This is a genomic window from Ciceribacter sp. RN22 (assembly GCF_024054295.1).
In the GTDB taxonomy this organism is placed as follows: domain Bacteria; phylum Pseudomonadota; class Alphaproteobacteria; order Rhizobiales; family Rhizobiaceae; genus Allorhizobium; species Allorhizobium lividum.
Window position 1 is genome coordinate 365,170 of record NZ_JAMXLD010000002.1, and the last position, 13,189, is coordinate 378,358.

The 13,189-nt window shown below is 63.6% G+C and carries 11 protein-coding genes; 5 read left to right on the forward strand and 6 right to left on the reverse strand.

What is annotated here, in order from left to right; genetic code table 11:
* Positions 1-13: 13 nt before the first annotated feature.
* The 3 genes from NHF53_RS16790 to NHF53_RS16800 all read right to left on the reverse strand — a co-directional run bounded on the left by NHF53_RS16790 (position 14) and on the right by NHF53_RS16800 (position 3,242).
* The gene (locus NHF53_RS16790) at positions 14-1,186 is read right to left on the reverse strand and encodes a PLP-dependent transferase (RefSeq protein ID WP_252835269.1); all 1,173 of its coding nucleotides are present in this window, start codon (positions 1,184-1,186) and stop codon (positions 14-16) included.
* A complete protein-coding gene (locus tag NHF53_RS16795) occupies positions 1,183-1,902 on the reverse strand; it encodes a FadR/GntR family transcriptional regulator (RefSeq protein ID WP_252835270.1) in 720 nt (239 codons plus the stop codon). Before NHF53_RS16795 ends, NHF53_RS16790 begins: the two co-directional genes overlap by 4 nt.
* Before the next feature lie 344 nt (positions 1,903-2,246).
* Positions 2,247-3,242: a LacI family DNA-binding transcriptional regulator gene (locus NHF53_RS16800; protein WP_252835271.1), complete on the reverse strand. Its 996-nt coding sequence runs from the start codon at positions 3,240-3,242 to the stop codon at positions 2,247-2,249.
* 281 nt (positions 3,243-3,523) lie between these two features.
* Here NHF53_RS16800 and denD point away from each other — a divergent pair, with 281 nt between their 5' ends.
* From denD to NHF53_RS16825, 5 genes are all read left to right on the forward strand, one after another.
* Positions 3,524-4,510, forward strand: a complete 987-nt coding sequence (gene denD / locus NHF53_RS16805; protein ID WP_252835272.1) for a D-erythronate dehydrogenase — start codon at positions 3,524-3,526, stop codon at positions 4,508-4,510.
* A 140-nt stretch (positions 4,511-4,650) separates the two neighbouring features.
* Positions 4,651-5,718, forward strand: a complete 1,068-nt coding sequence (locus NHF53_RS16810; protein ID WP_252835273.1) for an ABC transporter ATP-binding protein — start codon at positions 4,651-4,653, stop codon at positions 5,716-5,718.
* Between the two features lie 124 nt (positions 5,719-5,842).
* Positions 5,843-7,153, forward strand: coding sequence for an ABC transporter substrate-binding protein (locus NHF53_RS16815; protein ID WP_252835274.1), 1,311 nt, complete (start codon positions 5,843-5,845; stop codon positions 7,151-7,153).
* Between the two features lie 77 nt (positions 7,154-7,230).
* A complete protein-coding gene (locus NHF53_RS16820; protein ID WP_374591261.1) occupies positions 7,231-8,166 on the forward strand; it encodes a carbohydrate ABC transporter permease in 936 nt (311 codons plus the stop codon).
* A gap of 14 nt (positions 8,167-8,180) precedes the next feature.
* Positions 8,181-9,080, forward strand: coding sequence for a carbohydrate ABC transporter permease (locus tag NHF53_RS16825; protein WP_114365261.1), 900 nt, complete (start codon positions 8,181-8,183; stop codon positions 9,078-9,080).
* A gap of 72 nt (positions 9,081-9,152) precedes the next feature.
* On the opposite strand, the gene NHF53_RS16830 is transcribed toward NHF53_RS16825, so the two are convergent.
* Genes NHF53_RS16830 through NHF53_RS16840 form a run of 3 tightly spaced genes read right to left on the reverse strand, consistent with a single transcriptional unit; the run spans position 9,153 to position 13,185 of the window.
* Complete coding sequence (locus NHF53_RS16830; RefSeq protein WP_252835989.1) at positions 9,153-10,652, reverse strand: ABC transporter substrate-binding protein; 1,500 nt, start codon at positions 10,650-10,652, stop codon at positions 9,153-9,155.
* 41 nt (positions 10,653-10,693) lie between these two features.
* A complete protein-coding gene (locus NHF53_RS16835) occupies positions 10,694-12,382 on the reverse strand; it encodes an ABC transporter ATP-binding protein (RefSeq protein ID WP_252835275.1) in 1,689 nt (562 codons plus the stop codon).
* Positions 12,379-13,185, reverse strand: coding sequence for an ABC transporter permease (locus tag NHF53_RS16840; protein ID WP_252835990.1), 807 nt, complete (start codon positions 13,183-13,185; stop codon positions 12,379-12,381). The genes NHF53_RS16835 and NHF53_RS16840 overlap by 4 nt, the downstream gene beginning before the upstream one ends.
* Between the last annotated feature and the right edge of the window lie 4 nt (positions 13,186-13,189).

Below are 13,189 nucleotides of genomic sequence, written 5' to 3' on the forward strand. Positions count from 1 at the left end.
GTTGATAGGCACGTCAGGTCTTGCGGGCGGCGTTGATCGCCGTCTCCAGGTCACTCCACAGGGCCTCCGTCCCTTCAAGGCCGACATGGAGACGCACGGACCGCGGGTTCATGCCGAAAGCATGCGCGGAATTCGGTTGGGCCTTTTGCTGCAGCACGACCTCGCCCGGGACGATCAGGCTTTCGTGTCCGCCCCAGCTGACGCCGAGCTTGAAGAGTTCGAGACGGTCGGCGAAGGCGCGGATGTCGACGCCGTCACGGAAGACGAAGGAGAAGAGACCCGAGGTGCCGGTGAGCCCCGGCGGCAACTGGTTTGCAAGGCCCGGATGGTTGACCTGCTCGACCTCGGGACGCGCCTTCAATCGCCGTGCAATCTCGAGGCCGGCTGCCTCGTGCGCCTTCATGCGGATCGGCAGCGTCCGAAGCCCGCGGATCAGCAGCCAGGCATCGAAGGGAGACATCTTGCCGCCGAGATAGGGGAGGCTCTCGCCGCGGATACGGTCGACGAGCGCCTTCGGACCGGTAACGACACCGGCGACGACGTCGCTGTGACCGCCCAGATATTTGGAGGCCGAGTGCAGCACGAGATCGACGCCGAGCGACAGCGGGCGCTGGAAGACGGGGCTCGCCCAGCTGTTGTCGATGACGGTCAGGACGCCGTGTTTCCGGGCGATCGCCGCGAGTGCGGCGACGTCATGGGTCTCCATGATCCAGCTGGTCGGGCTTTCCATGTAGAAGAGCTTCGCCCCCGGCATCGATTTCTCGACGGCCTCCTCGTCGGCGCCGTCGACATAGGCGACCTCGATCTTCATGCGCTTCAGGAGCGTTCCGAAGAGGCGGAAGGCATCCGGGTAGAGATGCCTAACCGCGACGATGCGGTCACCCGGCTCCACGAAGGTGAGCACTGTGGAGGAGATCGCCGCCATTCCGCTTCCGAAGCCCAGCGCGTCCTCGCCGCCTTCGAGTTTTGCCAGCATTTCTTCGAAATGCCGTACGGTCGGGTTGAGCCCGCGCGAGTAGACCGGGCGGTTCTTTTCTCCGCGATAGGTCGCGATCATCTCGTCGACGGTCTCGAAGGTGAAGAGCGAGGTTTGCACGATCGGCGGCACGACGGCCTCGAAGGCATTGGTGTCGTCGTGCGCGACGACCAGAGAAGCATCGTCGAACGGATTCGGGCCGTCGATCATTTGGACATTTCCTTGATGTCTTCCTCGACGACGTCGAGGATCTTCAGCGTTTCGCGTCGCGCGGCTTCGGTGTCCTGGGCGACGATCGCGTTGAACAGCGTGCGGTGATAGGGAAAGGATCTCCGGGCGAAGTCCGGCCGGTCGAAAGGCTTTTCCCAGAAGCGCTCGAAGGCTTCGCGCATCTGTTCGAGCAGCTGCCGGAACAGCGGATTGTGGGTGGCATCGTAGATCGCGAGATGGAAGGCGAGGTCCTCCTCGCCCGCGGTTCCCTTCAGGAGGTGGACCCGCTCCATCTCGTCGAGTTTGGCTTCCATGTTGGCGATGTCGTCTGCCGTGCGGCGCCGGGCCGCCACCATGCAGGCCTCGCATTCGATGCCGCGGCGCACTTCGAGCGTTTGCAGGAGTGCATCGCGCACGTTCGCGGTTTCGACGGAGAGCGGCATGTGGATCGTGGCAGATGTGATCGGCTTCAGGAGATAGGTGCCGCTACCCTTGCGGGTCTCCATGACGCCGAGGGCCTGGAAATGGCGGATCACCTCGCGGATCGTCGAGCGGCCGACGCCAAGCGCCGCCATGAGCTCCCGCTCCGCGGGCAACCGGTCACCGGCAGCAAGACGCGCCTGGTCGATGTAGCGGGCGAGCGATTCGGTTACCTGCCGCGCGCGGTCCATCGGCGGAAGGGGGGCTATCAGCGGCTTGGTATTCGGTGTCGTCATCGATGTCGGCTTTAAATTGGTCTGACATCATAGCATTTCTCGTTCACGTCGATGAGTCAACCGGCAAGATGAAAGATGCGTGGGGACGGTGCGTGCAGCTCTCGTCAGCGACGGCTTTGCGGTCCGGTATCACTTCCAGGAAGGGAGACGAGTCCGGCGGCGAGCCAGAACACGGTGCGAAAACTCGTGGCGACGACGGTTTGCAGTTCATAGGGCCTGTCGGCGAGGATCCAGACACCAAGGCCGGCAGGAATAAGCACGTTCGCCGCCGCTATCGCGATTGCCAGGACGCGCGCCCGCCGGCGTTTCAGGATCAGGCCGATCCCGGCCGGCCCGCCGCGCGCTTACCGTCCGAGCGAAAGCCTCGGCGACAGCACGACCATCCGCTCGTGGTCCTCCCCGGTATCACTGAGGGCGCGCAAGGCAAGGCTTGCCGCCGTTCGGCCGATCTCCCGGCGCGGTGAGTAGGAGGTCGCGATTGCCGCGGGCAGGGCATCGGTCAACTCCAGCCCGTTGAAGCCGGCCAGCAGAATCGTGCCGGGCACGGAAATGCCGTGCTCGATGCAGGCGAAGAGGCCGCCCGCCGCCATGTCGTCGTTCGAATAGTAGATGCAGTCGAGGTCCCCCGCCTCGGCGAGCAGCGCCATCGTCAGCCGCTTGCCCAGAACCGCAGAGGAGACCTGGTCGCCCACCTTTTCCAGGGAAAACCGCAAACCGGCCTCGGCCAGTGCGCGCTCGAAACCCGCCTTGCGCCGGCTGGCACGTTGGTCCCGGTCGAGCCTGCTGCCGACATAGCCGAATTTTCGCCGCCCCTCCGCGAGGAGCGCCCGTCCCATCTCCTCTCCCGCCGCAGTGTGCGAGAGCCCGACGCAATAGTCGATCGGCGTGCCGTCGATATCCATGATCTGGATGACCGGAATGTCGGCCTGCTTCAGAAGCTTGACGGTCTCCTCCGGCTGGTCGAGGCCCGTGACGATCATTGCCGCCGGCCGCCAGGAGAGCATGTTGCGGATAACGTCGCGTTCCTTGCCGGGGTCATAGTCGGTCAGACCGAAGACGGCCTGCATGCCTGTCCCCTCCAGGGCCTCGCTGATGCCCGCAAGCACTTCCGGGAAGACGATGTTCGACATGCTGGGCACGACCACGCCGATGAGATTGGTTCGCCTCGAGGAAAGCGAAAGCGCCAGCCGGTTGCCGACATAGCCGACCCGTTCGGCCGCCTGCGTGACCCTGGTAATCGTCTCTTTCGAAACGTCGGCCGCGCCCCTGAGCGCGCGCGAGGCGGTCATCTTGGAAACGCCGGCCGCCGCGGCGACTTCTTCGAGAGTGGGTCTTCGCATACTGGATCCTAACGGTCGTTCCGCCGACCCGCGCTGATGTGAATATCGCCGTGGGCAAAGCAAACCGAACCCGCGTTGACAAGAGCGACTTGGTCGACCTAGGTTGGCGGTATCGATACCGGTACCGATAACGGTGCCAGCGAACGAGTGCAAGAGAGACGCTGCTGCGTGAGCGTAGCGTTCTCGCGATACGCAGTGAGAAGAGGAGGCGGGTCGACCGGACGAAGGTCCTTCGAGCCCGAGAGGAAGAACCGCAGCACATACGGGGAGGGGAGCCGCAGATGCATGTTCTCGTGATCGGTGCCGCCGGCATGATCGGACGCAAGCTCGTCGAACGACTAGCCGCTTCGCCCTCCGTCCTCGGCAGTGAGATCGGGCGCCTGACGCTGGCTGATGCGGTTGCGCCGATGGTTCCTGCCGCACTGCAGTCGGCTACGACCGCGCTGACCGTCGACCTTGCAGCGCCCGGCACGGCGCCGAGACTGATCGAGGGCCGCCCCGACATCATCTTCCATCTGGCGGCGATCGTCTCCGGCGAGGCGGAGGCCGATTTCGACAAGGGCTACGCGGTCAATCTCGACGGAACGCGCGCCCTCTTCGAGGCAATCCGCCGTGAGGGGCAACGGGAAGCCTATCGTCCGCGGGTTCTTTTCGCATCCTCGATCGCCGTCTTCGGCGCACCGTTTCCCGAAATCATCGGGCCGGATTTCTTCACGACGCCGCTCACCAGCTACGGGACCCAAAAGGCGATCGCCGAACTGCTGCTGGCCGACTATTCCCGCCGCGGGATCTTCGACGGCGTCGGCATACGCCTGCCGACCATCTGCATTCGCCCGGGGACGCCGAACAAGGCGGCATCCGGCTTCTTCTCCAACATCCTGCGCGAGCCGCTTACGGGCAAGGAAGCGGCTCTGCCGGTCGGCGAAGATGTCCGACACTGGTTTGCGAGCCCCCGCTCGGCGGTCGGCTTCTTCATCCATGCCGCGACGATGGACACCAGCCTCATCGGCCCGCGCCGCAACCTCACCATGCCCGGGCTTTCGGCAACCGTCGGCGAGGAGATCGAGGCTCTGCGGCGCGTCGCCGGCGACAAGGCCGTTTCTCTGATCCACCGCGAGCCGGACCCGCAGATCGCCGGGATCGTCGCCGGCTGGCCGACCAATTTCGACGCGAGCCGCGCGACGGCGCTGGGCTTCCGGGCGGAGACGGTCTTCGACGAGATCATCCGCATCCATGTCGAGGACGAGCTTGGAGGCCGGCTGCCGTGATCGCCGTACACCGTCGGCATGGTGCCGGCCGCTGAAAGCATGCCGCCCGTTCCGGTGGCGCAGGAGTTGAGGAGCTCCGCGTCCGACCGGGAAGGGCGAGAAACAAGAGATCTGACCGATTGCACTCTGGGAGGAGACGCATGGCCAATGTCCAGTTCGCCGACGTACGCAAGTCCTTCGGCGCCTTTCCCGTCATCAAGGGGGTGAATATCGACATCGAGGACGGCGAGTTCGTCATCCTCGTCGGCCCCTCCGGTTGCGGAAAATCGACCCTTCTGCGGATGCTCGCCGGGCTTGAGAACATATCCGGCGGCGAGATCCGCATCGGTGGCCGCACGGTCAACAGCCTGCCGCCGAAGGAGCGCGACATCGCCATGGTGTTCCAGAACTATGCGCTCTATCCGCACATGACGGTCGCCAAGAACATGGCGTTCTCGCTGATGCTGAACGCCGCGCCGAAGGAAGAGATCGACCGGCGCGTCAATTTTGCGGCCGGCATTCTCGGCCTGACGAACCTGCTCGATCGCTATCCGCGGCAGCTCTCGGGTGGTCAGCGCCAGCGCGTCGCCATGGGGCGCGCGATCGTGCGGGACCCGCAGGTCTTCCTGTTCGACGAACCGTTGTCGAACCTCGATGCCAAGCTGCGCGTCGCCATGCGCGCCGAGATCAAGGAACTGCACCACCGCCTGAAGACGACGACGGTCTACGTCACCCACGACCAGATCGAGGCGATGACCATGGCCGACAAGATTGTGGTCATGCATGACGGCCGCGTCGAGCAGATCGGCTCGCCGCTCGAACTCTACGACTACCCCGACAATCTCTTCGTCGCCGGCTTCATCGGCTCGCCCGCCATGAACATGATCAAGGGCAAGCTGGATCCGGAGAACCCGCAGGTTTTCGTGGCGAGCGATGGTACGTGCCTGCCCCTGGCGAAGCCCTTCGCCCAGGCCGTCGGCCGCAATCTCGTCTACGGCCTGCGCCCGGAATACATCCAGCTCGGCGGGGACAGGCTGAAGGCCGAGGTCGTCGTCACCGAGCCGACCGGCTACGAAACACAGATCATCGCCAATTTCGGCGGTGGAGAGATCACCTGCATTTTCCGTGAGCGCATCGACGTGCAGCCGGGTGAACCGATCGGCATCACCATCGATCCGGCGCATGTCCATATCTTCGATGAGGAGACAGGCATGCGGCTCGTCGGGTGAACTGGAATGACTGTGCCCGCAGAAAGGAGCTGCCGGCACGACGTGAAGCACGAAACCGTGGCATTCGCCGACGGGACAGGCGGTGTCGCGTGACCAGTGTCCCGTACTTGGAGGAGGAGCATTCATGACGATCAAGAGAAGAACATTCCTTGCCGGCACTGCCGGCCTCATCGGTGCCAGCGGTCTTCCGGCGTTCGGACTCCGGCCGGCCCTTGCGGCCGAACCCACCTATACGCCGGAGGCCGGTGCCAGCCTGCGCCTCCTGCGCTGGGCACCCTTCGTGCAGGGTGACGAGGAGGCATGGCTCGCCAACACGAAGAAGTTCACCGAGGCGACCGGCGTCGAAGTGCGTGTCGACAAGGAAAGCTGGGAGGACATCCGGCCGAAGGCTGCCGTCGCCGCCAATGTCGGCTCGGGTCCCGACCTCGTGATGTGCTGGTTCGACGATGCCCATCAGTATCCGGACAAGCTCGTGGACCTGACCGAGCTTGGCACCTATCTCGACGGCAAGTACGGCGGCTTCTACGACGGCCTGAAGGGTTATGCGACGCGCGACGGCAAGTTCATCGCCATGCCGCTGACGGCGATCGGCAACGCGGTCGTTTACCGCGACAGCCACATGAAGGCGGCGGGCTTCAGCGAGTTCCCGAAGGATACGGCAGACTTCCTCGAACTCTGCAAGGCGATGAAGGCCAAGGGAACGCCGGCCGGATTCCCGCACGGAAAGGCGGTCGGTGATGGCAACAACTACGCCCACTGGCTGCTCTGGAGCCATGGCGCGAAGATGGTGGACGAAAGCGGTCAGGTGACGATCAATTCGCCGGAAACGCTGGCAGCGCTGAACTACGCCAAGGAGCTCTATGCGACCTTCATTCCCGGCACGGAGAGCTGGCTCGACATCAACAACAACCGCGCCTTCCTCGCCGGCCAGATATCGCTGACGGCCAACGGGGTCTCGGTCTATTACGCCGCCAAGAAGGACCCCAACCTTGCCGCGATCATGGAGGACATGCGCAGCACCAACTTCCCGGTCGGTCCGGTGGGCAAGAGCGTGGAACTGCACCAGACGAGCTCGTTGCTCGTCTTCAACCACACGAAATATCCGGAAGCGGCCAAGGCCTACGTCAAGTTCATGATGGAAGCCGACCAGATGAATGCCTGGATCAAGGGTTCCAGCGCCTATTGCTGCCAGCCGCTGAAGGCCTTTGCCAACAATCCGGTCTGGACGGACAATCCGATCCATGCGCCCTATGCGAAGGCTTCCGAGACCTTGCGCCCGAACGGCTATGCCGGCCCGCTCGGCTACGCATCCGCCGCCGTGATGGCCGACTATGTGCTGGTCGACATGTTTGCCTCCGTCGTCACGGGTGCGGCCACGCCGGAGGATGCCATTGCGCAGGCTGAAAAGCGGGCGAACCGTTACTATCGCGTCTGATCGAACGTCGCTCGGGAGCGCGGGAAGGTCCGCGCTCCCGCATCCCGATCCTTTTCTGGAGTGAAACACCGATGACGATGACGACAACGGATCCCGGTCCTCCGCAGCGCTCGCTTTGGTCGCGGCTCGGCAACAATCGGGATGTGCTCGGCTTTCTCTTCATGCTGCCGGCCGCGGTCTTCCTGCTCTGTTTCCTCACCTATCCGCTGGGGCTCGGCGTGTGGCTCGGCTTCACCGATACGAGGATCGGCAGGGAAGGCGTCTTCATCGGCCTCGAAAACTACGAGTTTCTCTGGGACGACAGCGTCTTCTGGCTTTCGGTCTTCAATACCGTTCTCTATACGACGGTCGCATCGGCGCTGAAGTTCGCGCTCGGCCTCTGGCTGGCCCTGCTCCTCAACGAGCATCTGCCGTTCAAGTCGTTCTTCCGCGCGATCGTGCTGCTTCCCTGGGTGGTCCCGACGGTCCTGTCGGCGCTGGCGTTCTGGTGGATCTACGATTCCCAGTTCTCGATCATTTCCTGGTCGCTCATCAAGCTCGGTCTCATCGACCAGCCGATCAACTTCCTGGGCGATCCCACCAATGCGCGGATCTCCGTCATCGCCGCCAATGTCTGGCGCGGCATCCCCTTCGTCGCGATTTCACTGCTCGCGGGCCTGCAGACGATTCCGGCCTCCCTGCAGGAAGCCGCCTCGCTCGACGGCGCCACCAGCTGGCAGCGTTTCCGCTACGTCACGCTGCCGATGCTGACGCCGATCATTGCCGTCGTCATGACGTTCTCGGTTCTTTTCACCTTCACCGACTTCCAGCTGATCTATGTGCTGACCAAGGGCGGACCGGTCAATGCCACGCATCTGATGGCGACGCTCTCCTTTCAGCGTGCAATCCCCGGCGGGCAACTGGGCGAGGGGGCGGCGATCGCCGTCGCCATGATCCCCTTCCTGCTCGCCGCCATCATGTTTTCCTTCTTCGGGCTGCAGCGCCGCAAGTGGCAGCAGGGTGGAGGTGACTGACAATGGAGCCGACCATGAACACCAAGAGCTCTGTTCCCGAGGCCGTTCTGACAGACGACAGCCAGGGCATGTCCTATCTCAGCAGCCTGCCGCGGCGAGTGATGACGATCTACCTGCCGCTCGCCGTCTTCGTCTTCGTGCTGCTCTTTCCTTTCTACTGGATGGCGATCACGGCGGTGAAGCCGAATTCCCAGCTGACGGACTACAACAATTACAGTCCCTTCTGGGTGGTCGGTGCGACGCTCGACCACATCAAGTACCTGCTCTTCGAGACGTCCTATCCGGGATGGCTGTGGAACACGATGCTGGTCGCGGTCGCATCGACGGCGCTCTCGCTCTTTGCGGCGGTGCTCGGTGCCTATGCGATCGAGCGCATCCGATTCACCGGCTCTCGCTCCGTCGGCCTGATGATCTTCCTCGCCTATCTCGTGCCGCCGTCGATCCTGTTCATCCCGCTCGCCTTCATCGTCTTCAAGATCGGCATCTACGATACGCGCATGGCGCTGATCTTCACCTATCCGACCTTCCTCATTCCCTTCTGCACCTGGCTGCTGATGGGCTATTTTCGCTCGATCCCCTTCGAGCTCGAAGAGAGCGCGCTGGTCGACGGGGCGAGCCGTCTGCAGATCCTCACCAGGATCATTCTGCCGCTCGCGGTGCCGGGACTGATCTCGGCTGGCATCTTCGCCTTCACGCTGTCGTGGAACGAGTTCATCTACGCGCTGACCTTCATCCAGTCCTCCGAAAACAAGACCGTTCCGGTCGGCGTGCTGACGGAGCTCGTGCGCGGCGACATCTTCGAATGGGGATCGCTGATGGCAGGCGCGCTCTTCGGCTCGCTGCCGGTGGTCATCCTCTATTCCTTCTTCGTCGACTATTACGTCTCGTCGATGACCGGTGCGGTGAAGGAATGACGCAGGAACGAAGGTCCGGCCTGACGAAGCGCAGGCCGGACCTCGCAAGGATGTCGGTGGCAGTGTGCCGCCTCAGTTCTTGACTGTGTCCTCGAGGAAGAAGCGGCCGAGCGGGTTCTGGTCGAAGTGCTCGATCGTCTTGCGCGAGACGTTGATGTAGGGGCTGTAGTAGAGATCGATCCAGTGGACGTCGTCCTTGGCCATCTTCTGGATGTCGACATACATCTGTTCGCGCTTGGCCGGATCCATCTCGAGCCGGGCGGCGGCGACCAGATCCTTCACCTTGTCGTTCTTGTAGCGTGTCATGTAGTTCATGTTGGTGTCGTGGCCGAGAACGAAGGTCGTCTTCTGGTCGGGATCGAGGATGTCGTTGGTCCAGTACATGACGGAAAGGTCGTAGTCGCCGGCGACCAGCATGTCCCAAGTCTGGCTCGGGTCCATCTTCTGCAGATTGACGGTGATCCCGGCCTCGAGCAGCTGCTGCTGCAGGAGAACGGCGATCTGCTCGTCGACTTCGCTGCCGGCATTGACCAGATAGTTGAGCGTCAGGCCGCTGACACCGGCCGAAGCGAGCAGTTCCTTCGCTTTTCCCGGATCATGGGGCCGCTGAAGGTTGTCCGCATAGTGATAGAGGGCGCCCTCCGGGATGTAGGAGTTGGCGACCTTGCCGTAACCAAAGGTGACGGCGTCGACGACCGCCTTCTTGTCGATCGCGTAATCGAGGGCTTCACGGACTTCCTTTTTCCCGAGGTCGCCGTGCTCGTGGTTGATGAGGAGATGATCCTCGCGCGTCGAGGTGTCGAGGTGGACGGTGAGGTTCGGATCCTTCTGCAGCTCCGCCACCCGCGAGAAGGGCACGAAGATCGCAGCATCGAGCTGCCCGGCCTGGACGTTGAGCATGCGCGTGTTGTCGTCGGGCACCGAGATCCATTCCACGCCGTCGAGCGATACCCGGTCGGCCTGCCAGAAATACGGGTTCTTCTCCAGGATCACGCGGTCGCCGCGACGCCATTCCTTGACGATGAAGGCGCCCGACGACGCGGTCGGAAGCTCGCCGAAGGCCTCTTCGCCCGCTTCGACAGCCTTTTTCGAGAGGACCGAGACATTCGGCAGTGCCAGCGAGGACAGGAAGGGTGCCGACGGCGTCTTGAGCTTCACGACCAGGGTGTGCTCGTCTGCGGCCTCCGCCGTCTCGACGACCTTGTAGGAATCGCTCCAGAGCGAGCCTTCGTTGTCGCGGATGCGCAGAAGCGAGAAGGCGGCGTCCTCCGCGGTCACCGGCGAACCGTCCGAGAACTTCGCGTCGCGGATCTTGAATGTGTAGGTCAGGCCGTCATCGGAAATCGTCCAGCTCTCGGCCAGACCCGGCTCCAGCTTCGTTCCGGTCTTGTCGACCCGGATCAGGACGTCGAAAACGTTGGAAAACACCCAGTTGTCGACGTTCTGGGCGCTCTTGATAGGGTCGAAGGTGGTCGAATCCTCGCGTCGGCCGATGGTCAGCACGCCGGCGGCCTCCGCCAGGCTCACACCTGCCGAAATCGACGTCATGACGGCGACGAGGCCGACTTTCATCCAGTGTTTCGTTCTCATTCCGTGTTCCCCTTGTTGGTTGTTCATGCGGCTGGGTTTGTGATCGAGGCGCCGGGCGAAGACGGCGCCAGAAGCGTCTTGTCCGGATTGATGTCGGGAACCGCGCCGATCAGCGCGGCGGTATAGGGTTTTGCGGGGTGGGCGAAGACGTCGGCAGAGCGGCCTTCCTCGACGATTTCGCCGTGATACATGACGACGACCCTCTCACAGAGATTGCGCACGATCGCGAGGTCGTGGGCGATGAAGAGCAGCGTCAGCTTCATCCTGTCCTTGAGTTCCGCGAAGAGATCGACGATCTGCTTCTGGATGGTGACGTCGAGGGCGGCCACGCATTCGTCGGCGATGACGAGACGCGGGTTGACGGCGAGAGCCCGCGCGATCCCCACGCGCTGGCCCTGGCCGCCGCTCATGCTGCGCGGCTTGCGGTTCGCAAACGCCGGGCCGAGGTGCACGAGGTCGAGCAACTCGTCGATGCGTCGCGGAATGTCCGCCGGAGCCGTGCCGTGCACCTTCAGGACCTCGCCCAGTGTCTGGGCGACGGTCATCCGGGGATTGAGGGAGTTGAACGGGTCCTGGAAAACCATCGCCGTTTCGCGGCGCAGTCTTGCGATCGTCGGGCGAGGCTGCAGGGCGAGGTCCATTCCGTCGAAGGTGATGTGGCCGGATGAGATCGGAGCGAGTCCGAGGATCGCCCGCGCTAGCGTACTCTTGCCGCTGCCGGACTCGCCGACGATGCCGATGCTCTCGCCCGGCATCACCTGAAGGCTGACGCCCTTCACGGCACTGACGGTCCTCGCCCCGGCACGAAGGAAGGCGCTGCCCGTCGCGAAGCGTACGTGCAGGTCATCGATTTCCAGGATCGGACGCGGCTTGACCGGCGAGGGTGCTTCGGTCTTCGCGACGGCGACGTGCTCCTCGACCGGCAGCGAGGGGTGGCTTGCGATCAGTTCCTGCGTGTAGGCGTGCACCGGCCTCGACAGGATCGTCCGCTTCGGCCCCACCTCGAGCAGGCGGCCGTTCCGCATCACGGCGATACGGTCGCACGTCTGGGCGACGATGCCGAGATCATGGGTGATCAGAATGACGGAAAGGCCGAAGCGGTCGCGCAGGTCGAGAAGCAGCTGCAGGATCTGCGCCTGGATGGTGACGTCGAGTGCGGTGGTCGGCTCGTCGGCGATCAAAATCTTCGGCCGGCAGGAAAGGGCAGCGGCGATCATCGCGCGTTGGCGCATGCCGCCGGAGAACTCGTGCGGGTAGTTTTCGTACTGGCGCACGGGATCCGGAAAGCCGACCTGTGCCAGCAACTCGATTGCCGCCGCACGCGCCTGTGCGGCGTCGAGCCGCTGATGAAAGCGAATGCCTTCGGCAATCTGGTGTCCGATCTTCATGACCGGGTCGAGGTGGCTGGTCGGGTTCTGGAAGATCATCCCGATCTCACGGCCCCGAACCTGCAGCAGTTCGGGGACAGTGAGCTTCGTCAGGTCCCGGCCTTCGTAGATCACCGATCCACCGTCGATCGAGAGTTTGGTGGAGGGCAGCAGCCCCATGACGGCACGGCAGAGCAGGCTCTTGCCGGAGCCGCTTTCTCCGACGAGGCCGAGAATTTCGCCCCTGCCGAGATCAAGGGAGACCTTGTCGATGAGGGGTGTCGTGCCGGCCTCGCCGTGAAATCCGACGGCCAGATCGCGGATGGAAAGGAGAGGCCCGGTCATTCGTGCACTCCAAGGAGGTCGCCCAGGGCATCGCCGAGCAGGCTGAAGGCGAAGGCGAGCGTTACGATGGAGAGCCCGGGGAAGAGCGTGATCCACCAGGCGGTCGTGACGAAGGGCTGGCCTTCGGCGACCATGATGCCCCATTCGGCGGTCGGCGGCTGGACGCCGAGGCCGAGATAGCTGATGGCAGCGCCGCTCAGGAGGACGAGGACCGCGTCCGACATGACGAAGACCAGCGAGCCGGCGAGCGCATTCGGCAGAAGGTGACGGAACATGATGCGGAGCCGGCCGAAACCGAGGCTTACGGCCGCCATCGCATAGTCGCTGTGCTTCAGCACGAGGATCTGCGCCCGCACCAGCCGCGCGTAGGAAACCCAGCCGACGATCGCCATGGCGATGTAGAAGCTTCCGAGACCTGGCCCGAGAACGGCGATGATCGACAGCATCAGCACCAGGAACGGGAAGGCGAGGATGATGTCGACCAGACGCATGAAGATGCCGTCGACAAGACCACCCGCGAAGCCGGCGACGGTTCCGAGAAGCGTTCCGATGACGAATGGAAAGGCGACACCCAGGAAGGCGATCTGCAGGTCGATGCGCGTTCCCCAGACGATCCGCGAGAGGATATCGCGTCCGAAATTGTCGGTGCCGAGGGGATGGGCGAGCGACGGCGGCTGCAGGCGCTCACCGGCAGCCTGAAGAATGGGATCGTAGGGCGCAATGAGCGGGGCGAGCAGCGCAACGAGCAGGAACGATCCGAGAAGCGCCAGGCCGATCGTCAGCGACGGATGGCGGCGAACCAGGACG